This window comes from Vreelandella indica (assembly GCF_037070225.1).
GTDB classification, from domain to species: Bacteria; Pseudomonadota; Gammaproteobacteria; order Pseudomonadales; family Halomonadaceae; genus Vreelandella; species Vreelandella arctica.
The window spans coordinates 107,964-131,176 of record NZ_JBANSO010000002.1 but is presented as its reverse complement, the minus strand read 5'-3'; the positions used below and the strand labels follow the sequence as shown (position 1 = coordinate 131,176).

Annotated in this window: 20 protein-coding genes and 4 tRNA genes; 17 read left to right on the top strand and 7 right to left on the bottom strand. The window is 52.9% G+C overall.

Features of this window, described 5'->3' with window-relative positions:
- Window positions 1–39: 39 nt before the first annotated feature.
- Window positions 40–459 (top strand): [NiFe]-hydrogenase assembly chaperone HybE, encoded by a 420-nt coding sequence (gene hybE / locus V8L71_RS02285; RefSeq protein WP_336273098.1) that lies wholly within the window; start codon window positions 40–42, stop codon window positions 457–459.
- Between the two features lie 57 nt (window positions 460–516).
- Window positions 517–1,290, top strand: coding sequence for a 3-hydroxybutyrate dehydrogenase (locus V8L71_RS02280; RefSeq protein WP_336273097.1), 774 nt, complete (start codon window positions 517–519; stop codon window positions 1,288–1,290).
- Window positions 1,291–1,360: 70 nt separating this feature from the next.
- Here V8L71_RS02280 and V8L71_RS02275 read toward each other — a convergent pair whose 3' ends face one another.
- From V8L71_RS02275 to V8L71_RS02265, 3 genes are read right to left on the bottom strand one after another with little or no spacing between them, the layout of a single operon-like run.
- Window positions 1,361–1,900 carry a response regulator transcription factor gene (locus V8L71_RS02275; RefSeq protein ID WP_101147247.1) on the bottom strand — a complete coding sequence of 180 codons (540 nt, stop codon included), beginning with the start codon at window positions 1,898–1,900 and terminating at the stop codon, window positions 1,361–1,363.
- 42 nt (window positions 1,901–1,942) lie between these two features.
- Window positions 1,943–3,214 (bottom strand): ATP-binding protein, encoded by a 1,272-nt coding sequence (locus tag V8L71_RS02270; protein ID WP_336273096.1) that lies wholly within the window; start codon window positions 3,212–3,214, stop codon window positions 1,943–1,945.
- Window positions 3,215–3,221: 7 nt separating this feature from the next.
- A complete protein-coding gene (locus tag V8L71_RS02265; protein ID WP_176302090.1) occupies window positions 3,222–3,638 on the bottom strand; it encodes a hypothetical protein in 417 nt (138 codons plus the stop codon).
- A 191-nt stretch (window positions 3,639–3,829) separates the two neighbouring features.
- Here V8L71_RS02265 and pyrC point away from each other — a divergent pair, with 191 nt between their 5' ends.
- A complete protein-coding gene (pyrC, locus tag V8L71_RS02260) occupies window positions 3,830–4,870 on the top strand; it encodes a dihydroorotase (protein ID WP_336273095.1) in 1,041 nt (346 codons plus the stop codon).
- A gap of 14 nt (window positions 4,871–4,884) precedes the next feature.
- Here the strand turns inward: pyrC and mtnN are convergent, their stop codons facing one another.
- Complete coding sequence (gene mtnN, locus V8L71_RS02255) at window positions 4,885–5,592, bottom strand: 5'-methylthioadenosine/S-adenosylhomocysteine nucleosidase (RefSeq protein WP_101147286.1); 708 nt, start codon at window positions 5,590–5,592, stop codon at window positions 4,885–4,887.
- A gap of 38 nt (window positions 5,593–5,630) precedes the next feature.
- On the bottom strand, window positions 5,631–6,503 hold the full coding sequence (gene folD / locus V8L71_RS02250; protein WP_101147250.1) for a bifunctional methylenetetrahydrofolate dehydrogenase/methenyltetrahydrofolate cyclohydrolase FolD: 873 nt from the start codon (window positions 6,501–6,503) through the stop codon (window positions 5,631–5,633).
- Window positions 6,504–6,760: 257 nt separating this feature from the next.
- Between folD and V8L71_RS02245 the strand changes: the two genes are divergently transcribed.
- From V8L71_RS02245 to V8L71_RS02230, 4 genes are all read left to right on the top strand, one after another.
- Window positions 6,761–6,837, top strand: a tRNA-Pro gene (locus tag V8L71_RS02245).
- A 91-nt stretch (window positions 6,838–6,928) separates the two neighbouring features.
- Window positions 6,929–7,005, top strand: a tRNA-Arg gene (locus tag V8L71_RS02240).
- An 80-nt stretch (window positions 7,006–7,085) separates the two neighbouring features.
- A tRNA-His gene (locus V8L71_RS02235) sits at window positions 7,086–7,160 on the top strand.
- A 34-nt stretch (window positions 7,161–7,194) separates the two neighbouring features.
- A tRNA-His gene (locus tag V8L71_RS02230) sits at window positions 7,195–7,269 on the top strand.
- 127 nt (window positions 7,270–7,396) lie between these two features.
- Here V8L71_RS02230 and amt read toward each other — a convergent pair.
- The gene (amt, locus tag V8L71_RS02225) at window positions 7,397–10,777 is read right to left on the bottom strand and encodes an ammonium transporter (RefSeq protein WP_101147251.1); all 3,381 of its coding nucleotides are present in this window, start codon (window positions 10,775–10,777) and stop codon (window positions 7,397–7,399) included.
- 324 nt (window positions 10,778–11,101) lie between these two features.
- On the opposite strand from amt, the gene V8L71_RS02220 reads away from it, so the two are divergent.
- From V8L71_RS02220 to V8L71_RS02205, 4 genes are all read left to right on the top strand, one after another.
- Window positions 11,102–12,343 (top strand): NAD(P)/FAD-dependent oxidoreductase, encoded by a 1,242-nt coding sequence (locus V8L71_RS02220; RefSeq protein WP_101147252.1) that lies wholly within the window; start codon window positions 11,102–11,104, stop codon window positions 12,341–12,343.
- 141 nt (window positions 12,344–12,484) lie between these two features.
- Window positions 12,485–12,694, top strand: coding sequence for a putative motility protein (locus V8L71_RS02215; RefSeq protein ID WP_101147253.1), 210 nt, complete (start codon window positions 12,485–12,487; stop codon window positions 12,692–12,694).
- A gap of 210 nt (window positions 12,695–12,904) precedes the next feature.
- Window positions 12,905–14,494 (top strand): peptide chain release factor 3, encoded by a 1,590-nt coding sequence (locus tag V8L71_RS02210; protein ID WP_101147254.1) that lies wholly within the window; start codon window positions 12,905–12,907, stop codon window positions 14,492–14,494.
- A gap of 7 nt (window positions 14,495–14,501) precedes the next feature.
- Window positions 14,502–15,269 (top strand): TatD family hydrolase, encoded by a 768-nt coding sequence (locus tag V8L71_RS02205; RefSeq protein ID WP_101147255.1) that lies wholly within the window; start codon window positions 14,502–14,504, stop codon window positions 15,267–15,269.
- Window positions 15,270–15,281: 12 nt separating this feature from the next.
- Here the strand turns inward: V8L71_RS02205 and ygfZ are convergent, their stop codons facing one another.
- The gene (gene ygfZ, locus V8L71_RS02200; RefSeq protein ID WP_336273094.1) at window positions 15,282–16,280 is read right to left on the bottom strand and encodes a CAF17-like 4Fe-4S cluster assembly/insertion protein YgfZ; all 999 of its coding nucleotides are present in this window, start codon (window positions 16,278–16,280) and stop codon (window positions 15,282–15,284) included.
- 173 nt (window positions 16,281–16,453) lie between these two features.
- On the opposite strand from ygfZ, the gene V8L71_RS02195 reads away from it, so the two are divergent.
- The 6 genes from V8L71_RS02195 to cls all read left to right on the top strand — a co-directional run bounded on the left by V8L71_RS02195 (window position 16,454) and on the right by cls (window position 23,185).
- On the top strand, window positions 16,454–16,651 hold the full coding sequence (locus V8L71_RS02195) for a hypothetical protein (RefSeq protein ID WP_101147257.1): 198 nt from the start codon (window positions 16,454–16,456) through the stop codon (window positions 16,649–16,651).
- Window positions 16,651–17,058 (top strand): OsmC family protein, encoded by a 408-nt coding sequence (locus tag V8L71_RS02190; protein ID WP_101147258.1) that lies wholly within the window; start codon window positions 16,651–16,653, stop codon window positions 17,056–17,058. Before V8L71_RS02195 ends, V8L71_RS02190 begins: the two co-directional genes overlap by 1 nt.
- A gap of 35 nt (window positions 17,059–17,093) precedes the next feature.
- Window positions 17,094–19,118 (top strand): excinuclease ABC subunit UvrB, encoded by a 2,025-nt coding sequence (gene uvrB / locus V8L71_RS02185; protein ID WP_101147259.1) that lies wholly within the window; start codon window positions 17,094–17,096, stop codon window positions 19,116–19,118.
- 4 nt (window positions 19,119–19,122) lie between these two features.
- On the top strand, window positions 19,123–19,944 hold the full coding sequence (gene nei, locus V8L71_RS02180; protein WP_101147260.1) for an endonuclease VIII: 822 nt from the start codon (window positions 19,123–19,125) through the stop codon (window positions 19,942–19,944).
- Window positions 19,945–20,163: 219 nt separating this feature from the next.
- Entirely contained in the window at window positions 20,164–21,669 is a 1,506-nt protein-coding gene (locus tag V8L71_RS02175) for a fumarate hydratase (RefSeq protein ID WP_101147261.1), read from the top strand.
- 97 nt (window positions 21,670–21,766) lie between these two features.
- Entirely contained in the window at window positions 21,767–23,185 is a 1,419-nt protein-coding gene (cls, locus tag V8L71_RS02170; RefSeq protein WP_101147262.1) for a cardiolipin synthase, read from the top strand.
- The last annotated feature ends 28 nt before the right edge of the window (window positions 23,186–23,213 follow it).

Here is a 23,213-nt window from a genome sequence, read left to right as displayed (position 1 = left end):
GCCTGTTATCACCTGGAAAAAATCCACACGTTTATGTATATGCTAACTGCTGACAAATACGCCTTTCTTGCTGAACTGGCGAAGGCCTATCGAGATGTGCATTTACCTTCCATGAAACAACAGAAGGGATGGAACCCGCGTTTAGGGTTTGATGCGCTATGCTTTCAGCATCATGGTGCAGGAAATATGGTGGGTGCGTTGATTACACCCTGTGAGCTTTGGCTAGTCGTAGTGCCTGATCACTCCCGTCTAACGGAATCCTTGGCAGATACGCTGACACTTACCTTGCCTTCAGGTACCTATCAGCTATCCCTTGAGCGCCTGCCCGGTGGCTATGAACTTTATAAGCGTGCAATCTTGCGCAATCTAGAAGAGCTCGAGAACATGCAGGAGGCCGCTAGGTTGGCGCAGCAAATGATGGCGCGTTTAATGCAACCTGCCTATGAGCCTGACGCTTAACCACGTACCGCTATACTGAAAGCACCTTCTGACCACTTTTATGACAAGGAAATGCCTATGACTTCCTCATCCGTTTCAACGCCGCGTGTAGCGCTGGTCACCGGGACCAGCAGTGGTATAGGTGCTGCGGTTGTTAAGCACTTTTGCGAGCTAGGCCATCAAGTGCTTGCTGTCGACTTTAACCCGGCAGGAAAAGCGATTGCTGAACAGGCTGGCGCTGCCTTTTTTGAAGCTGACCTGACCGATCCAGATGCCTGCCGTGCGGCGGTAGCCGATGCGGTTAAGCGTTTTGGCGGGGTTGATATATTGGTCAATAACGCCGGTATCCAGCATGTTGCGTCGATCGAGACGTTTCCCGAGGAAAAATGGCGGCAGATTATGGATCTGATGCTGACCGCTCCCTTTCTGCTCACGCAAGCGGCCTGGCCGCACATGCGCGAAAAAGGCTGGGGGCGCATCGTTAACGTGGCTTCAATACATGCCCAGGTGGCCTCGCCAGGCAAAGCAGCTTACATCAGCGCTAAGCACGGTATGATTGGCCTGACCAAAACCGCAGCGTTGGAAGGTGGCGAGCAAGGGATTACTGCTAACGCTGTTTGCCCTGCCTATGTAAAAACGCCACTGGTGGATAATCAGATCGCCGACCAAGCTAAATTGCACGGTATGGATGAACAGGAAGTAATTGAGAAAGTCATGCTAAAAGAGGCGGCGATCAAACGCCTGATTGAGCCTGAGGAAGTGGCGCAATTAGTCGCCTACCTGGCGTCCGATGCTGCCGGTGCGGTGACCGGATCAAGCTTTAATATTGATCTAGGCTGGACGGCGCATTAAGCGTTCAGGCCCCCGCCATAAACGTTTTAGTAGGGTGGGGGCTTGGACTAGTGAGCAGTTAACCAACAATTCAACGCCGCACTGGGCGTTTTTGTAATTTGCGCTGCAGGGTACGGCGGTGCATGCCCAGTGCTCGGGCCGTGGCCGATATATTGCCGTCGTGTTCCTGGAGCACCTTCTGAATATGCTCCCAGGTGATGCGGTTAATCGAAGGTGGATTATCAGCCAACTCAATATCAGGGTCGCCACTTTGGCGCTCAAAGGCCGTGAGCACATCATCAGCATCTACCGGCTTGCAGAGATAATTAACTGCACCAAGCTTAATGGCCTCAACGGCAGTCGCAATGCTGGAGTAGCCTGTAAGCACCACAATGCGACACTGGGGCGAAATGGCCAGTAGCTCGGGAAGCAGCTTTAAGCCTGAGCTATTTTCCAGTTTTAGATCAAGGGTCGCCATCGTGGGCAAGTACTGGGCGGCCATTGCCAGGGCCTGATCGGCATCATGGGCAACAATGACTTCGTAACCACGCCGCGTTAAAGCGCGATTTAGCACATGACAAAACATTTCATCGTCATCAACAATCAGCAGGCGTTGGTCTCGCGTTTGCATGTTGTCCTCAATCCATTAAAGGCGATGCTTGGGCAGCCGAGTTTAATGCGGTGCCGCGCAGCGGGGCAGGGTAACTTCCGTTAGCGTACCCCCTTCCGGGTGATTATACAGGCTTACCCCGCCTCCAAAGCGATTGATAGTGGCATGGGTTAAAAACAACCCAATACCCATGCCTTTGCTTTTTGTGGAGATAAACGTTTCCCCTAGCTGGTCGGCAATCGACATGGCCACCCCTGGGCCATGGTCGCGTATATCAATAACCACGCTTTCATCCTGCCAATCTAAACGAATCGAAATTTGCTCAGGGTTGGCGTCGGCGGCGTTGTTCAAAAGATTCGTTAACGCTTGGTCAAGCGTGGCATCAACCGCAAGCCATGGCCTGCTACGCTTCTCAGCCACCTCGAACTGATGGCTCACATCAGGCCTTAGCACTAGCCAGCGCTGCACAACGCCTGCTAGCCAAACTTCTGCATCAAGTACTTCAGGCTCTGCCATTCGGCGCCTATCCGCATTAGAGACTAAGTTTTGCAGCCGTGATTTGCAGACGTCCACCTGCTGACGCAGGAGGGTGATGTCCTCATGCAGTTCAGACTCAGGTAGCGCGTCGGCCTGCATTTCTTTGAGTAGTACCGCCATGGTAGAGAGCGGCGTTCCCAATTCATGCGCTGTGCCGGCGGCTTGAGTGGCGACTGCCAATACCTGTTCATTACGCAACGCGGCTTCCCGGGTGCGGGAAAGTGCCTGGTCCCGGCTACGCAATGCGTGGGCCATTTTGTAGATAAAAAAGGTCACCAAACCCGCTGAGAGGCCAAAGTTAAGCCACATACCCAATATGTGCAGGCTCAAGGGGCTGTCGCTATTAATATGACCCAATTGCGGGATTGGGTAGTAAGAGAACATTAAAGAGGTATACCCCGCCATAGCGCAGGCTGCAATGATCCAGGCGTGGCGCCAGGGCAGGGTGGCGGCGGCAATAGTAACCGGGACTAAGTAGTAGGTAATAAAAGGGTTGGTGGAGCCCCCGGAAAAGTAAAACAGCAGTGTAAGGCCTGCAATATCGGCCAGTAGGTGCAGTAGATACTCCAGGTGGGTAACGGCCCGTGGACGACCCAATCGCCACCAAGTGGCGATATTCAGTATGCCCATGGCTATCACCACGCTTACCACAGCAGTCACTGGTAAATCGAAGGCGAGCAATTCGACACCCACAATAATTGCCAGTAAAAAACCGGTCCAGGTAATACCGCGCACGATAGTGAGCCGCACTAAATTACGGTTGGGCGTAGAGAGCGGAAGTGGTAGAGCCGTTGGCATGATAAGCTTACTTAGTCCTGGTTTTTAGGCCATGAATAACAAACTTAATAAACAACGTCATGACGTAGGTGGCCCAGCCAGCAGAGGCCAGGATATTAAATAGCAGCATTTTAGGCGGCAACCAGGCACTGCCTAACAGGGCTTCCAGCATGATGTGAAAGAACATCGCCAGCAGCAGTGGTAGGGCTAAAATATGTATCCACATGTCGGTACGTCGTTTGCGAATATGGTAACGACCCAACAAATAGCGCAGCGGCCGATGCGCCCAACAGAACACCACGAGAGCACCAATCACTAACAAACTGGCGAGGGTAGGCTCCGTGCTGCCCATATGGGCTGACAGCGAAATTGACCAAGCCAGGCTTAGCCATAACACGCCTTCCAGACTGGCGATGACATCCGCATAACGTCGTACATTCTGCATAACAATCGGGTCCTTAACGTTAAAAGCGAGCTATCAACCCTAATCGTTAAGACGGGTTCATTAAGAAAAGCGCCATTATGATACGACACTTGGACAAATGTGTGGTGGTCGAAGAGTGGATTTATCCAATCGCGCAATTGCGTATACTGTCGCTATCATTTTTCCGACATCACTCCAGTACAGGACTCGCCGTGGATACTGTAACACTGACCCGCCCCGATGATTGGCATCTTCATTTACGCGATGGTGAAGCGTTAAAGGCGGTGGTAGGCCATACTGCCGCACAGATGGGGCGGGCCATTATTATGCCTAATCTAACCCCGCCGATCACCACAACCTCCCAGGCAATTGATTACCGTCAACGTATCCTAGACGCCTTACCTGCGGGCAGTACTTTTGAGCCCTTAATGGTGCTTTACCTTACCGATACCACGCCTCCCGAAGAGATTGAACGTGCAGCGCAGAGCGGCATCGTCAAAGCGGTCAAGCTTTACCCTGCGGGTGCCACTACAAATTCTGACTCCGGTGTGACCGACTTGGCTCATTGTGATGCCACCATTGCCAAGATGGTTGAAGTAGACATGCCCCTGTTAGTGCATGGCGAGGTCACTACCGCTGAGATTGATATTTTTGATCGCGAAGCAGTATTTATTGAAAACGTAATGAAGCCGTTGCTGGAGCGCCACCCAACGCTGAAAGTGGTGTTTGAACATATCACTACTCAGCAGGCAGCAGAGTTTGTCGCGCAAGCGCCAGACAACGTGGCCGCTACCATTACCGCCCATCACTTACTCTTCAATCGCAATAAAATGTTGGTCGGTGGTATTCGCCCTCACTACTACTGCTTGCCGATTCTCAAGCGTGAGCAGCATCGTCAGGCGCTTTTGAAAGCAGCCACCAGCGGTAGCCATAAGTTCTTTTTGGGCACCGATAGCGCGCCTCACTCTCAGGGTGCTAAAGAGTCAAGCTGCGGCTGTGCGGGTGCTTATACCGCCCCCGCCGCCATTGAACTTTACGCTACTGCTTTCGATGAAATGAATGCCTTGGATAAACTGGAAGCCTTTGCCAGCCTTAACGGGCCGCGCTTTTATGGCCTGACGCCTAACGCTGACACCATGACGCTAGAACGACGCGAATGGCGACTGCCAGAGAGCTACTCCTATGCCCAAGGCGAGGCGATTATTCCGCTATTGGCGGGCGAAACGCTTGGATGGGCCATTAAGAAGGCGTAGCCCTGAGGTACCAGCTAGCCTTGGCTAAGCTGCTTCAGCATTTGATCTACCATGCGCGATGAGTGGTCGGCAGCTACTTCCAAAAACTCATCAAAAGAGAGGTGGTTGTCGCCGCTGCCGGGAATGTCAGAGAGCGCGCGAATCACGACGAAAGGGCACTGATAGAGATAGCATGTCTGAGCAATCGCAGCGCCTTCCATCTCGACCGCCAGCATGGTGGGAAACTGGGCGCGGGTTGCTTCTACGCGCGCGGGATCGGCCATGAAAGCGTCTCCCGTGGCGATCAGTCCTTCGCGTACGTTGGCCTCACCTAATGATGCAATGGCGTTACGGGCAATGTCTCGTAGCGCCGTATCGGCCTGATAGGCGGCGGGCATCCCAGGTACTTGGCCCATCTCATAGCCAAATACGACGGCGTCAACATCATGATGGCGTACTTCATCAGAGATGATCACATCGCCAATCTTTAAATCGGTGGCAAATCCACCCGCCGAACCGGTATTAATAATGGCGTCGGGTTGGTGGCGCTCCAATAAAATAGCGGTGCCCACTGCCGCGTTGACTTTGCCAATCCCTGACTGCAAGACAATGACCTCAAGGCCGTAACGCGTGCCAGTATGAAAAACAAAGCCCGCATGCTCATAGCGTTCTGCATTATCTAACTGAGCTACCAAGGTGCTTACTTCCTGCGCCATTGCGCCAATAATACCAATACGTTGCACTGCGCCATGCTCCTGCATAAAAAAGGGGGGTATATGAATCAGGCGTGATCCTGGGGCGTCAAATCGTGCCATTCGGCGGCTTCAAGCGTATTTTCGAGCAGCGTTGCGACGGTCATGGGTCCCACGCCGCCCGGAACCGGGGTGATAAAGCTGGCGCGTTCAGCGGCGGCGGCGAAATCAAGGTCGCCTTTTAGCGTGCCATCTTCCTGGCGATTAATACCTACATCAATCACAACAGCCCCTGGCTTAATCCATTCCCCTTTAACGATGCCTGGCTTGCCGACGGCTACCACCACAATGTCAGCGCGGCTAACGTGGTCTTTAAGGTTCTGGGTAAAACGGTGGCATACGGTAGTGGTACAGCCCGCCAGCATCAGTTCAAGCGCCATAGGGCGGCCGACAATGTTAGAAGCGCCGACCACGGTGGCATCCAGGCCACGTAGCGCGATATCGCTTTGCGCCAGTAAGGTCATGATGCCTTTAGGGGTGCAAGGGCGTAGCGCAGGCATGCGCTGTGCTAAGCGACCAATGTTGTAAGGGTGAAAGCCATCAACATCTTTATCAGGACGAATACGCTCTAAAATAGGGCCGGCATCTAAGTGCTTGGGTAGTGGCAGTTGAACCAGTATGCCGTCTACGGCCGGGTCGCTGTTGAGCTGATCAACCAGCGTTTCTAAGTCATGCTGAGAGGTCGCAGTGGGCAGAGTATGCTGGAAGGAAAGAATGCCTGCCTGTTCACAGGCGCGGTGCTTATTACTGACGTAAACGTGAGAGGCGGGATCATCTCCTACCACAACTACGGCTAGGCCCGGTGCTCGTGCGCCTGCATCTTTACGTGCGGCAACCTTCTCGGCAACCTGTTGGCGAACAGTAGCAGCGATGGCTTTGCCATCGATTAGTTGGGCAGTCATGTAGAGAAATCCCTGTGGACGTGGAAAAGGGCTAGGCGGTGTCTCGAAGCCTTTTGACGTAATGGCTTTTAAGGCAGTACCTAGTGCTGCTAGCGCAGTTGGCTACGCTTTCTAAGGCGGCAATTTTCGCACGCTAGGGCACCCAGGCAAAGCGCCTTCACGAACAATCACTTTAATGGTTGACTTTAAAATTAAAAATAGTAATATATGCCTCGCTTGAGACGGACCAAGCGGTAGCGTCTAGGGTGATGAAAAATCGGGATGTAGCGCAGTCTGGTAGCGCGCCTGCTTTGGGAGCAGGATGTCGGGGGTTCGAATCCCTCCATCCCGACCACACCTAAACGTGAAAGGTAGTAGCTTGCTTTTTCAAGCTTTGGTTGTGGTCTAGTGCTCATCAGTATTCGTTATTTCTGAATGCTTTTTGTGCGCCCATAGCTCAACCGGATAGAGCAACGGCCTTCTAAGCCGTAGGTTGCGGGTTCGATTCCTGCTGGGCGTGCCACCTAATTTCAGTGGTAACAACCCGTCAGAGAATCATATCTTCAAGTGTGTAATACCTGTTTTTACGTAAGATTGTCTATGGTGGGTGTAGCTCAGGGGTAGAGCCCCGGATTGTGACTCCGGTGGTCGTGGGTTCAAATCCCATCATCCACCCCAGTGACAATATTTGCGTTTCCAGTTTTAGGTTGTGGTGGGTGTAGCTCAGTGGTAGAGCCCCGGATTGTGACTCCGGTGGTCGTGGGTTCAAGTCCCATCATCCACCCCATTACCCCGCATACTTCCTTCTTGTTATTTCCTCTTTTTTAGCGTTTACCTCCCAGCGATTATGCCCTTTTTAGGGATTTTTTCGTTTCTGAATTTTATATCGCTACGTTCTTGTTAACACGTTCCTGCTAGCGCGGCATTACTTTAATGCGATTGCCGACCATGTTGGTAAGCGGTTCAGGCATGCCGAGTAAATATCCTTGTGCATAGTCAATTCCCATCTGATGTAACGTATCCAATGTTGCCTGGGTTTCAACAAACTCAGCAATGGTCTTAACGCCCAGTGCTTTACCGACGGCATGAATCGCCTCAACCATTGCTCTATCAATCGGATCTTGATGCACATTGCGGATAAAATTACCGTCAATTTTTAGATAATCGACGGGTAGCTGCTTCAAGTAGCTGAAAGAGGAAAGCCCGGTGCCAAAATCATCCAATGCAAACCGGCAGCCGTAGCCTTTCAGGGTATGAATCAATGTTTTGACACGTGAGAGCTGTGCGATCGCGGTGCTTTCAGTGATTTCAAAACAGAGTGTGCCGTGAGGCAGATAGGCAGTGGACACCTGAGCAATAAGATCCTGACAAAATTCAGCGTCAGAAAGCGATGCCCCGGATAGATTGATGCCCCATAGGCTATGCGCTGACGGAACAGAGTGGCGGTTTTGATCCCCTAGCCAGGCCAGAGTATTGCGAATTACCCAACGATCAATGCGTCCCATAAAGTGGTAGCGCTCAGCGGCAGGTAAAAAACTTCCTGGGGCGATGAGTTCACCATGCTCTTCGAGCCGAAGTAATATCTCACGGTAGGCGGGGGCGTCAGCACAAATGGCTTTGATCGGTTGAGCAAAAAGGCGAAAAGCATCATTGTCCAGGCCATTTTGCAAGCGCTGAACCCACTGTAGCTCACCGTGCTTTTCCAATAAAAAATGATCATCAGGCTGATAGCAGTGGATACGATTGCGGCCTGCCTCTTTGGCGGCGTAGCACGCCGCATCAGAGGCGTGGAGTGCTTGGCTAAGCTGCATAGGCTGAGCAGCATGGAGTTCTACCAAGCCAATACTGACCCCAATCCCAAACGTATGCTCTTGCCAGGCAAAACGATAATTCTCTATATCGCTGCGTAGTGCCTCGGTAATCACTAGTGCTCTTTCTATCCCGCAATCTGGTAGCAGTAGGGCGAACTCATCGCCACCGAGACGCGCGGCAATATCGCTGCTGCGTACATGGGATTTCAGCTTTAATGATACTTGGCGCAACAGTTCGTCACCCGCAAGATGACCGCAGGTATCATTGACGATTTTGAACTGATCAAGATCCAGGTAGCACATCACGTGCTGGCCATCCTCCCGATTGAGAAGCGCTGTAAGTGCTGTTTCAAAGGCGCGCCGATTCAACAGGTCGGTTAGGTTGTCGTGGCTGACCTGATAGCTCAACTGTTCAGTAAGCTGGCGTGTGAGGCTAACATCTTGAAAAACCACAACAGCGCCCAGGGTAATGCCGCTGCGTGAACGAATGGGTGAGGCGCTGTGCTGGATGGGGGTATGCGTGCCGTCATGGTGGACGAGCATGCAATGTTCGGTTGATTGCACTGGCGTTAGCTGTGTCAGTACTTGCCGGGCTGGATTACTTATGGAGTCGCCGCTGATTTCCTCAAGTAGTTGGTAAACCACATGAATAGGTTTATCCATGGCCTCTTCAAGGGTCCAGCCGGTCAGTCGCTTGGCTTCCGCATTGATAAACGTGACATTGCCGCTGGCATCACAGGTAATTACGCCATCTCCGATGGAGGCTAGAGTGGTGCGAGCAAGATCACGTTCGCGATTTAACTGCTCTTGAAGCTGTCTGCGCTCGGTGATGTCGCGCACCATGCCAGAGCGCTCTGATGCGGAGCCGCTGGCGCCTTCGCTCACCTGTATTTCGAGATAACGCACTCGCTTATCGGCTGTACGTCGTTTGATTTCATGGCGTGCACCGGGTGTCAGCTTGAAGTTCGGTAGCAGCGTGGAAACGGGTTGGCCGATGAGAGTGGCGGCGTCGACATTAAAGAGCATCTCAGCGCCGGGGTTAAGGCTTGTCAGCGAGCCGTCTGCTTGCCAGGTGATTACTCCATCGCGCAGGTTACGCAGCATCACGCGGGTGTGGCCGAGGGCGGTTTCAAGGGCCGCTGTTACCCGATTATAGCTGGCCGCTATTTCGCCCACTTCAGTAAACGGGTCGGCTTCAATTCGCCGGCGAATATCGCCTTGCTGTTCGTGCTGGCGCATATGTTCGAGTAGCTGGTTCAGCTCATTATTGGCGCCATGCTCGGCTAAATTAAGACCCATTTTTTCAGCTTCAGGCGAGACCCTTAAGGGCAGAAAGCGACGAGTGATACGAAATAGCAGCCATGCGCTGCCAAAGCTCCAGATGCCACAAACGACAACACCAAGAAGCTGAATGCCGAATTGAGCGGGTCGGGACAGGCCACTATCCAGCATTGTCATATCCGCCACCCAGGGTAGTGCGAGTGTGCCCCAAATGCCTGATACTAAATGGGCAGGTATGGCGCATACGGCGTCATCAATACGCTTACTCAGCAGCCATTCGCTGGTCAGTACCATTAGCACGCCGCTAACCGCCCCCAAGCCAAATGCTGCTGGGAGCGAGATCACATGCGCACTGGCGGTGACGGCGACTAGACCAGCAATGGCGCCATTAATTGCGTACATCACATCGGCGTAACGACGTGTGCGCATTCCCATGAGCATGCCGGAAAGGATGCCGCCAACGGCTCCAAGCACGGTATTAGCCAATATGCCGGGTATCTGGTCAGTAACAGCCAAGGTGCTACCGCCGTTAAAGCCGAACCAGCCTAATATCATAAACAGCGCGCCAAGCATCGCGAGTGGAAGGTTGCCAGAGGGAAAAGCGGTAGGAGGCTTGTCGTGTGCGAAACGACCACTGCGGGGGCCGATGCAGAGTACTGCTGCCAGCGCTACCCAGCCACCTACACTGTGAACCACTGTGGAGCCGGCAAAATCAACAAACCCTAGAGCCCCTAACCAGCCTGCGGCACCACCTAGTAGCCCGCCCCAAGCCCAGTGGCCGAATACGGGGTAGATGATTAACGCGATCCAGAGCGCCGTCCAGATATATGCCAGAAAGGGCATGCGTTCCGCCACCGCACCCGACACAATGGTCGCGGCGGTCGCGCAGAACATTGCCTGGAAGATGAATACCGTAATCACCCAGCTGCCCGAAGCGTCTAACTGCCAGCCGAATAACGTTGTACCTACAACACCGCCCAACGAATCACCAAACATGATGCCGAATCCGATGAGCCAAAAAACACTGACGGCAATCGCAAAGTCCGCTACGTTTTTCATAGCAACATTAATCGCGTTCTTGGTACGCGTTGTGCCAGCCTCTAAGCATAGAAAACCAGCTTGCATCACAAATACCAGAGCGGCTGCCCAGAGTACCCAGAGCGTATCGATCAGCGAGCTATCCAGATTTAGCGTGGCAGGCATGGTGTTTTCCTTTGTCACTAGTACGAGGGCATCTTTTGGTGCGAGCGCTTCTTTTTGGTGCTTTATGTGTTTTTCGCAGAGGAGGAGAGGCCGTTACGACGTCGTCAATTGCATACCGTTCAGGTTACCTAATAGAAACTAAGCAATTGTTATGCCGCTAATAGTGTTGTCTTCCTTTTTAGCTCGCTATGGAGCATTAATTACTTATTTTTGGCTCTAAAACAGCGTTTTCTACTATATTAATGCAGTTGGTTTGGTGATATTTTTCAAATAGTTATTAATTACCAATCATGGTGCTGAATCGACAGCGGGGAGTGCATCAACATGGCGCGTCAAACGGTAGTTTTAGGAGCAGGGATGGTAGGTGTCAGCATTGCCTGGCATCTGCGTCAGCGCGGTCATGAGGTCACCGTGGTAGACCGCCTCCAGCCTGGTCGAGAAACCTCGTTTGGCAATGCAGGCATTATTCAGCGTGAAGCCGTTAGGCCTTACCCATTTCCACGGGATGTTAAAACGCTCTTGAGCGTATTGCCTAATCGCCGGGTTGATATTCGCTATCGTCCTGCGGGCATGGTGAATGCCGCTTCTCCGCTGTTGCGCTACTGGATGAATTCAGCGCCGAAGGCTTACCAGAAAATCGTGCCGGAATATGCATCTTTGATTCAGCAGTCACTGAAGACTCATGGCCCGATGATTGAGGCTGCCGGAGCGGAACACTTAGTGCGCAGGCAGGGATGGCTTGAGCTTTACCGTACCCCTGAAAAGTTGGCCGCACGGTTAAAAGATGCCGAAGAGGCGCGCCGTCTTTATGGTGTTCAATTTGAGCAACTGGATCGGGCTGCGCTGATGGAGAAAGAGCCTTCTCTTAGCGAACATATTATTGGCGCAATTCACTGGCTCGACCCTTGGACCGTGGCCGACCCCGGTGCGCTGGTCGCGGCTTATGCCCAAGCATTCAGCAATGATGGCGGGCGCATTCTGCAGGCGGATATCACCTCGGTTCAGCAGGTGGGTGGCCGGTGGCAGGTAAGTACTGCCGCTGAAACGTTAGAAGCAGACGACGTCGTGGTGGCGCTAGGGCCTTGGGCGGGTAGCTGGCTGAAGGAGCTTGGCTACCATTTCCCTACCTTTGTGAAGCGTGGCTATCACATGCACTACGCCCCACAAGCAGAGGCCAAGCTAAATTACTGGGTCATGGATGCTGAAATTGGCTACCTGCTGGCGCCGATGAATGCGGGTATCCGCTTGACCACCGGGGCAGAGTTAGACCGCCTTGATGCCCCCGCCGACGTTAACCAACTGGGCGCGGCAGAGAAAGTGGCGCGCAGTGTGTTTCCGTTAGGGGAGCGCCGCGATGAAGCCCCTTGGAAAGGTGCGCGGCCGTGCCTGCCCGATATGAAGCCAGTGATTGGCCCAGCGCCACGCCACCCAGGTTTATGGCTCGCCTTTGGGCATGGGCATCAAGGGTTTACTCTTGGTCCTGCAACGGGTCATTTGCTGGCAGATATGATGGAAGGGCAGCCTACCGCAATTGATATGAAGCCGTTTCGCGCTGACAGGTTTTGAACGGGCGCTATATTCGTTAATGATTCGGCGAGTTAAGCCGATAGTAGTAGATGCTGGCATTAGTAATAGTGACGATATCTTTGCGCGTGATCTAATGCTTTGCTAGTTTGTAAGTACATTTGCATACCATTAGGTGAAAATATGGATGTAGGCATCAGCAGTTCAGTCAGTGCCTCGCTTTATATGAATCAGGCGCAAACAGCCGAACAGGCGCAGATGCAGGTGTTCAAAGAAGCCTTGGACACCCAGGCTGAGCAGGTGACGGAAGTTTTAGCCTCTGCCAACACCGGTGCACAACCGGACTTGGCCAAAGAAGGCAGCGTCGGTACTCAGGTGAACACCTACGCATAACGCCTAGAAGCAGCATCTCGTTGCATGCTTCGTTAAAAACGCTGAATTCGTCAGCGTTTTTTTTGGCCTCTCCAATTGCTTAGTCACTCATAAAGCCAGCCGCGACAAAAGCGGTCTCCAGGCGTTACAATTGTCTCAATGGACATTGCTCACCGCGTGCTAATCAATCACTGGAAAGCGGCGCGGAGTAAACATTTTCAAAGAGGCACAATGAAAGAGACTCAGTTAGCCCATGAGGCGGGGCTTAGACGCACCTTTGCGATCATTTCGCACCCTGACGCTGGTAAAACCACCATTACTGAAAAGATGCTGCTGTTTGGCAACGCCATCCAGTTGGCCGGTTCGGTCAAGAGCAAGCGTAACGATCGGCACGCAACGTCGGATTGGATGAAAATGGAGCAGGAGCGGGGTATCTCTGTCACTACCTCGGTAATGCAGTTCCCCTATGGCGGGCGCATCGTCAACCTGCTGGATACACCTGGCCACGAAGACTTCTCCGAAGATACCTACCGTACGCTTACAGCGGTAGACTCTGCCTTGATGGTGATCGACGGCGCAAAGGGCGTCGAGGATCGTACTATCAAGTTGATGGAGGTATGTCGTCTGCGTACAACGCCGATTCTGACCTTTATCAATAAAATGGATCGTGATATCCGTGACCCCATTGAAGTAATGGATGAGGTCGAAACGGTACTCAATATTCAATGTGCGCCGATGACCTGGCCGATTGGCATGGGGCGTCACTTTAAGGGCGTTTATCACCTCTATAACGATGTGGTTCACCTCTACACCCAGGGGCAGGGTAGCCGAATCCCTGAAGACAAGCGTATTGAGGGCCTGGATAATCCCGAGGTCGATGCTGTGCTCGGGGAAGAGCAGGCGGAAGAGCTGCGCATGGAAGTGGAGCTGGTGCGCGGTGCATCCCATGAGTTTGATCTGGACGCCTATCGCCGTGGTGAGCTTTCGCCGGTCTATTTCGGTACTGCAATGGGTAACTTCGGCGTGCGCGAAATGCTAGACGGCTTTGTCGAATACGCGCCGCCGCCCCAGGCCCATGAAACCGATACCCGGGTCGTCACTTCTGATGATGATCGCTTCACCGGTTTTGTGTTTAAAATCCAGGCCAACATGGATCCCAATCATCGCGATCGTATCGCCTTTTTGCGGGTCTGCTCAGGCAAGTACGAAAAGAACATGAAAATGCGCCATGTGCGTATTGGCAAAGACGTCAAAATTGCCGATGCGTTGACGTTTATGGCCTCTGACCGCTCGCAGGTCGAAGAAGCGTGGCCCGGCGACATTATCGGCCTGCACAACCACGGTACCATTCAGATCGGCGATACTTTTACCGTCGGTGAAGATATGCGCTTTACCGGTATACCGCACTTTGCGCCAGAACTCTTTAAGCGCGTGCGGTTAAAAGACCCGCTCAAGATGAAGGCGTTGCAAAAAGGCTTGCAGCAACTTTCTGAAGAGGGTGCTACCCAGGTCTTTATGCCGATGGACAATAATGACCTGATTCTTGGCGCCGTGGGTACCCTGCAGTTCGATGTGGTCGCTCATCGCCTGAAAGAGGAGTATAAGGTCGACTGCTTGTACGAAGGCGTCAATGTGCAGACTGCCCGCTGGGTCTACTGTGAGGATGCTAAAAAACTCGAAGAGTTTAAGCGTAAAGCCAGCGCTAATCTGGCGATTGATGGCGGTGGCTATCTCACTTATATCGCGCCGACTCGGGTTAACCTGCAGATGACCCAGGAGCGCTGGCCGGACATTCGCTTCCAACCCACCCGCGAACACTAAGTTTTGTATGTTAATCGACGCGCACTGCCATCTCGACTTTTCTGAGTTCGATCATGATCGAACTGAGGTGTTTGAGGCTGCCAAGGCGGTGGGTGTGGCGCGCTTTGTGGTGCCGGGTACAACCCGGGCCCGCTGGCAACAGGTGCTGGCGCTGGGCGAGCGGGATGACACCTCGGTTTGTCTGGGGCTTCATCCGCACTTTATGCAACAGCATCAAGAGGCCGACATCGAGGCGCTCGACCAATCGCTGAGCGAGCACCCTGAGGCCGTTGCGTTGGGCGAGTGTGGCATTGATGGCCGCTTTAGCGACACGCTGGACGCGCAGTGGCATTACTTTGATGCTCAATTGAGGCTCGCTAAGCACCACTCACTGCCGGTAGTGGTGCACTGCGTCCATGCTAACGATAAGGTCGCCAAGCGACTTCGCCAACTTGCGCTACCTCAAGCTGGGTTAATTCACGCTTTCTCAGGCTCTATTGAGCAGGCGACGAAGTTTCTCGATTTAGGTTTCAAACTGGGATTGGGCGGCGCGGTAACTTATGAGCGTGCCAAACGGTTGCAGCGAACCGTTAAGGCACTGCCGGATGACGCTTTTGTGCTTGAAACCGACAGCCCTGATATGCCGCTAAGCGGCTACCAGGGCAAGCGTAATGAACCGTGCCGGGTAGCGGAAGTATGTAGTGTGGTGGCTGCCCTACGCGGGCAAACGGCGGAACAGGTAGCGACCATAAGCAGCCATAACGCCACGACGCTGTTTGGCTTACCTCACGCTTAGAAGGCGGAAAGGCTAGTTATTAAGGCCAACCGCCAGCTGTTCGGGGTCAACTCGCTCAATCGTATAGGGTAATGGTAGTAAAGTGGCTGGCGCCCCTGCGAGAAATACGGGCACTGTTTCTTCCACGACCTTGGTACTCATTACTGCAAGCAGCTCGACGCCGCCTTGCTCGTTAAAGGCGCTGACCACGACTTCGCCCACCGCTTTATCGTCACCGTTCGTCAGGCTGGCGCCTACCTCGGGTAGCGCTTCGGATAGTGCTTGCGCCTCTACGCTAATATGCATCAGACGCTTTTTAACCTGACCGCGAAAGTGGGCGCGGGCGACGACTTCCTGGCCGGTATAGCAGCCTTTCTTGAAGCTAATCCCGCCCAACGCTTCCCAGTTAAGCATTTGCGGTAAAAAGTGATCCTTCTGGGCGTCGGTTAGCCACGCTAAGCCACTGCGAATATCCTCAAGCTGCCATGCGTTACGACCTTCATCGTCGTCCTGAATCAATATTTCATCGCCATCGATATCGTGATCGAAACACAATAGCCATCTCGGGGTCTTACCGGGGTAACGCAACGCGCAGAGCTGATCATTGTTGGTGTGAGTGCCAACCTGTTCAGGAAAATTCTGCTTAGAAAAGTTCAGGCCAAGTTGATCAGCAAGTGATTTCGCATTGTCGCCAGCGCCGATGAACGTAAGGTTAGGCAGTGCCGTCAGTTCGGCCTTATAGAAGGCGGCGAACTTTTTAAGATGGTTGGCTAAACTATCTAACAGGGTGCTGCTTAGTAGCAGCCGAAAATGGTTTTCCCCCATGCGCAGCAACTGAGCATTGGCTAACATGCGGCCCTTAGGTGTGCAAAAACAGGTCAGCGGCGCAAAGTATCCATCGGCTAGGCTGACTTGGGCGCTAGTCTGGCCTTGAAGGAACTTTTCTGCATCGGCGCCTTTCACATCCAGCGCGGCTAAGTGAGTAAGGCGGACGCTGCCAAGAGCGGAAGTGCGTGAGGTAACGGTCGCCATAAAAACTCCTGATCAAAGTGGTGATTTGTCAGCCATTCTAAGCTTGCGGACAAATGAGTGTGCACGTATTACTCTTAAGTGCGGGCAGTCAGCATTAATTGCAAGGCACTATTAGCGTGCTAGACTCTTTCCCTCGTAGGAGTCTTGCATAGGCCAATAGGCAGGGAAATGGTATGGCGCAGCAATCATTAACATTCCAAGGTGTTAAATCGGTCGAGCAGGTTAACAAAATTACCACAGCACTCATGATGCTGGACGGCGTTGACAGCGCCGAGGTGGGCCGCCATGGGGCTGATGTCGATGGACGTGCAAAGCGTGAAGCGCTGATTAACGCCATTGAAAAACTCAAGCTAGGCATCAAGGTATCCTAATGCACATACCTATTACCGTCATTAGTGAGCGCAACCATGCCTTTAGGCAGCGTGTTGAAGTCGATGGTCTGGAAGATTTGTATGCCGATGTACCGCCAGTGGTTGGTGGCGAGGGCAGTGCCCCTGATCCGCACGACTATTTCGATATCGCCTTGGGCACGTGTAAAGCAATTACCGTGCAAATGTACGCCAAGCGTAAGGGATGGCCACTTGAAGGAGTGACCGTCACTGTGCAACGCGATGATGGTCAGGAACGAAAAGGTATTTACAGACTGGGTGTCGCTTTAACACTGCACGGCATTAATGACCCTGAGCAGCGCGCCAGGCTAGAAGAAATCAGCCATCGTTGTCCCATTCAGCGTTTGATGACCGAGTCCACGGTTGAGATAGAGACACGTCTTGTTTAGTTACCCTTAAAATAGTTTTCCTTTTTGGAGCATCGATGAGCAAAGCCTTTCGATTACAGTCAAAATTTCAGCCTGCCGGTGACCAGCCCGCCGCCATTAAAGGGCTGATTGGTGGCCTGGAATCAGGGCTTGCCCATCAAACGCTGCTAGGCGTTACCGGCTCGGGCAAAACTTTCACCATGGCCAACATCGTCGAACAGCAGCAGCGCCCGACCATTGTAATGGCGCCTAACAAAACCCTTGCTGCCCAGCTTTACGGTGAGTTCAAGGCGTTTTTCCCGGATAACGCGGTAGAGTATTTCGTTTCCTACTACGACTACTATCAGCCGGAAGCCTATGTGCCTTCGTCTGATACGTTTATCGAGAAAGATGCCTCCATCAATGATCACATTGAGCAGATGCGCCTCTCGGCCACTAAGGCACTGCTGGAGCGCCGGGATGCGCTGATTGTGGTGTCGGTGTCAGCCATTTACGGTTTGGGTGACCCGGATCAGTATCTAAAGATGCGCCTCCATTTTACCCGTGGTGAACTGATCGACCAGCGCGCCTTCCTGCGTCGCCTGGCCGAGCTGCAATACACCCGTAATGATATGGACTTTCGGCGCGGCACCTACCGGGTGCGTGGTGATGTGATCGATATCTTCCCCGCTGACTCCGATGAAGAGGCGGTGCGCGTGGAGCTGTTCGATAGCGAGATCGATACGATTCGGTTGTTCGACCCGTTGACCGGTGCCGTTAAGGGCGAGGTGCCGCGTATGACCATCTACCCTAAATCGCACTACGTGACGCCGCGGGAAACCATCCTAAGCGCCATTGATGCCATTAAAGAAGAGCTCAAACAGCGTCTTGAGTGGATGCGCAAGCATGAGCGCCTAGTCGAAGCGCAACGACTAGAGCAGCGCACGCTTTATGACATTGAAATGATGCTGGAATTGGGCTATTGCAACGGTATTGAAAACTACTCCCGCTATCTATCAGGGCGTGCGCCCGGCGAGCCACCGCCGACATTTTTTGATTACCTGCCCGATGATGCACTGCTGTTTATTGATGAGTCGCATGTCAGCGTGCCCCAAGTGGGCGGCATGTATAAAGGTGACCGTTCGCGCAAAGAAACATTGGTGGAGTACGGTTTTCGGCTGCCTTCAGCGCTTGATAACCGACCCATGAAGTTTGAGGAGTGGGAGGCGATTTCCCCGCAGACTATCTTTGTCTCCGCCACCCCTGGGCGCTATGAGGGCGAACACGCCAGTCAAATCGTTGAGCAAGTGGTACGGCCTACCGGTCTGTTGGACCCTGAAATCGAGGTGCGCCCGGCCAGCACCCAGGTAGATGATTTGCTCTCAGAAATTGGTCTGCGTACCGCCGTAGGTGAGCGGGTACTGGTCACTACGTTAACCAAACGCATGGCGGAGGACCTGACCGAGTACTTTGACGAGCACGGTATAAGGGTTCGTTACCTGCACTCGGATATCGATACCGTTGAGCGTGTCGAGATCATACGCGACCTACGTTTGGGTAAGTTTGATGTGCTGGTGGGCATTAACCTGTTGCGTGAAGGGTTGGATATTCCCGAAGTCTCGCTGGTAGCTATTTTAGACGCCGATAAAGAGGGCTTTTTACGTGCGGAGCGCTCGCTGATACAGACCATTGGCCGGGCTGCCCGTAACGCGCACGGCAAGGCGATTCTGTATGGCGACCGCATTACTGACTCGATGCGCAAAGCCATTGATGAAACCGAGCGTCGGCGAGCGAAGCAGACTGAGCACAATCTAGAGCATGGCATTACGCCGACGACGATAACGCGCTCGGTGTCCGATATTCTGGAAGCCGCCCAAGCACCGGGCAAAAAGAACAGCCGTCGGCGCGGCAGTGAACGCAAAGTGGCGGAAAGCGCCGCTGAATATGATGTGTCCACCATGAATAAGCATGATCTGCTGGGCGCGATCAGCAAGCTTGAGGATGCCATGTTCGAAGCAGCGCAAAACCTGGAGTTTGAAGAGGCGGCGCGGCTACGCGATCAGCTCCATCAAATGAAAGAAAAACAGCTGGCGCTGGGCTAGCGGTATGCCAGAAGGGCCAGAGATTCGTCGGGCGGCCGATCGTGTTCAGCAGCAGATAGGCGGGCGGGTAATTGACAAAGCTTGGTTCGCCTTTCCCGAGCTTTCCAGCCAAGCAGACTCTTTCACTGGTGTTCAGGTGTCCCGGGTAGAGACGCGTGGCAAAGCAATGCTGATCCGGTTTGCTGATGAGCGGGTGCTTTATTCACATAATCAACTCTATGGGGTTTGGAAGCTGCATAGCGAGGATAAACCTCCCGCCACAAAGCGCACGTTACGCGTTCGTTTGACGGCAGAAGGGCGCTGCGCAAGTCTTTACAGCGCTTCCGATATCTCGCTTTTGCATCGCGATAATCTCGCCGAGCACCCATTTTTGGCCCGTTTAGGGCCTGATTTATTGAGCCAGGATGTAACCCCCGCCGATGTTCTGCAGCGGTTAACTCTCAAGCAGTTTCACCGGCGAAGTTTGGGCGCACTGTTGCTCGATCAAGGATTAGTGGCAGGGCTCGGCAATTATCTGCGCTCTGAAATCTTATTCTTTACCCAGTTGCCAGCCAGCGCTCGGCCGGTAGATCTCACCACCCATCAACAACAATCGCTTGCGCACGCTATTATCGAAACAACTCGGCAAGCGTACCAAACCGCAGGCGTGACTAATCGAGAGGCCTGGATTGAACAGGCTAAAGCAGCCGGTGAGTCACGTAGGCAGTGGCGTTTTGCGGTGTTCGATCGCGCTGGTCTTGAGTGCCACCGCTGTGGTGCGGTGATCGAGCGCCGGATGGTGGGATCGCGAAGGCTCTACTATTGCCCGCATTGCCAAGGCAGTTAATAGCTTCGATGAGTCAATACCGCGCTTTATTGAGTATTTATACCGTTATCTTGATTGCTGCTAGCAATAACTAAAGTACTAATTTCTGAACCCAAGACGCTACCAAGGAGTGCTGCTGCCGACAGGGCAATACGGTATACTGGCGTCACGCTAAGACGGCACTTGCGCCGATACGCAAGAATGCCGCTGACTAGACGATAACCTAGGAGCTGTTAGTCCATGACCGTGATTCGCCAGGACGACGTTATTCAAAGCGTTGCCGATGCTCTGCAGTACATCTCTTACTATCATCCTAAAGATTTTATTGACGCCATGGCGGCCGCCTACGAGCGTGAAGAGAACCCCGCTGCTAAAGACGCTATTGCGCAAATTCTGATTAACTCGCGTATGTGCGCCACCGGGCATCGCCCGATTTGCCAGGACACCGGCATCGTCACCGTGTTTGTTCACGTGGGTATGAACGTTACCTGGGAAGCGGACATGAGCCTTGACGACATGGTCAACGAAGGTGTTCGTCGCGCTTATTTACTGCCCGATAATGTCCTACGTGCCTCGGTGCTAGCGGATCCTGACGGCAAGCGGGCCAACACCAAAGACAACACGCCGGCCATTATTCACCACCAAATTGTGCCTGGCGACACTGTCGATATTCACGTGGCTGCGAAGGGCGGTGGTAGTGAAGCCAAGTCTAAATTTGCCATGCTTAATCCTTCCGACAGCGTCGTCGATTGGGTAATGGAACAGCTGCCGAAGATGGGCGCAGGCTGGTGTCCGCCCGGTATGCTGGGCATTGGCATCGGCGGCACCGCTGAAAAAGCGATGATGATTGCCAAAGAAGCGCTACTGGATCCCATCGATATTCAGGATTTACAGGCCCGCGGGCCCAGTAATCGCGCCGAAGAGATACGCCTAGAACTGTTTGATAAGGTCAACAAAAGCGGCATCGGTGCTCAAGGGTTAGGCGGCTTAACCACCGTGCTGGATATTAAAGTAAAAGACTATCCGACCCATGCCGCCAATAAGCCTGTAGCGATTATTCCCAATTGCGCAGCAACCCGTCATGCCCACTTCACCTTGGATGGTTCAGGCCCTGCGGCGTTAAAAGCACCGAAGCTTGAGGACTGGCCGGAAATCACTCGCGAAGCAGGCGATAACGTCAAGCGGGTCAATCTTGACACCGTAACGCCCGCTGAGGTCAAAACCTGGCAGCCAGGCGATACGCTACTGCTGAACGGCAAGCTGTTAACCGGCCGTGACGCTGCTCATAAGCGTATGGTGGATATGTTAGCCAAAGGTGAGCCGCTACCTGTAGATATGAAAGGGCGCTTCATTTATTACGTGGGCCCGGTTGATCCAATCGGTGATGAGGTAGTGGGGCCCGCAGGCCCAACGACTGCCACGCGAATGGATAAATTTACCCGCACCATGCTAGAAGATACTGGCCTGTTAGGTATGGTAGGAAAAGCAGAGCGTGGCCAAACCGCCATTGACGCGATTCGTGACAATGAGGCGGTGTACTTAATGGCGGTAGGGGGCTCAGCTTATTTGGTCGCGCAAGCGATTAAAAAATCCCGAGTCGTCGGCTTTGAAGATTTAGGCATGGAAGCGATCTACGAATTTGAGGTCGAAGATATGCCGGTGACGGTTGCTGTTGATAGTCTGGGCACATCAGTGCATCAAACCGGGCCTGCGAAGTGGAAAGAGATTATCGCTCAGTCGGCGTAACAGAATGATAAGATTGATTAGGCTTTGAACGCTTAGGTTTTTAAGCGCATAAGGGCCTCGCTGACGGCGAGGCCCTTGCTTTTATGAGGACGTGGCTATGACCTCCTGGTTGCTAGGGACCAGCATCTTATTGATACACTTATTGGGTATCGTTTCGGCCATTATGGCGTTAATGTCCAGTCGCACCTCTCAAGGGGCTGTGGCATGGATCATATCGTTGCTTACGTTTCCCTATGTCGCGCTTCCTGCTTACTGGTTCTTTGGACGACCAAGATTTTATGGCTATGTGTCTGCTCGGGGGCAGCGTGACACTGTGCTACGCCGTGTGCTGGTACGTTACCGTGCCAATGTAGAGCCTTTTGTGGCACCCTCGAGTAATGCGGATATTCAAGCGGTTGAGCAGCTTGCCATGATGCCCTTAACCCATGGTAATCACGCCACGTTATTAATCGACGGCCCCGCGACCTTTGAAAGCCTTTTTGATGGCATTGATCGTGCCGAACAGTATGTATTGATACAGTTTTTTATTGTTCGCAGCGATGCCCTGGGGCAGCGCTTGAAACAGCATTTACAACGCGCTGCCCAGCGTGGCGTGCGTGTCTATTTCCTCTACGATGAGGTAGGAAGTCGTCAATTAAACGATGGTTACCTAAATGATTTAATCAGCGATGGGGTGGCCGTCAGTGCTTTTCGCTCATCAAGGGGCTTCAAACACCGCTTTCAGCTTAACTTCCGGAATCATCGCAAAGTAACAGTCATTGATGGCAAAGAGGGTTGGATAGGGGGCTTTAATATTGGGGTTGAATATTTAGGCGAAGATCCTCGGCATGGCCCCTGGCGTGACACCCACCTAAAGCTTGAAGGACCCAGTGTCTTAGGCCTGCAAGAAGCGTTTTGGGAAGATTGGCACTGGGCTACCGATGAGGTGATTAGCCTGAACTGGATGGCTGAAACGTCTTCTTCAACTGATCATCATGTTGTTATTGTGCCCTCTGGGCCTGCAGATCGTCAGGATACTGCCAGCCTGCTGGTACAACAGGTTATTCATAGCGCAAAACAGCGCCTATGGGTGACCAGTCCTTACTTTGTTCCTGACCAAGGGGTTCAGGATGCACTGCGACTTGCAGCCATGCGCGGGGTAGATGTACGCGTCATGATTCCCGAACGACCAGATCACTTATTGGTTTTCCTATCCGCCTTCTCGTTTTTACCGGATATGTTAAGAGCAGGTGTAAAAATATACCGTTATCTTCCTGGGTTTTTACATCAAAAAGTAATGCTTGTAGATAGCAGTGCAGCCACGGTTGGCACTGTAAATCTGGATAACCGTTCATTTCGGTTAAATTTTGAAATAACTGCTTTTATTCCAAACCAAGACTTTGCTGCCAGCGTGGAAAGTATGCTGGAAAATGACTTTTCACAATGCCGCCGGGTCAGCATTGATGAAATCAACCAGCGCTCAATGTGGATGAAAGTCGTATCACGTGCTGCCTATTTAATGGCGCCCGTCCAATAGACCGCAAAATAGGAAAACAATATGCGTG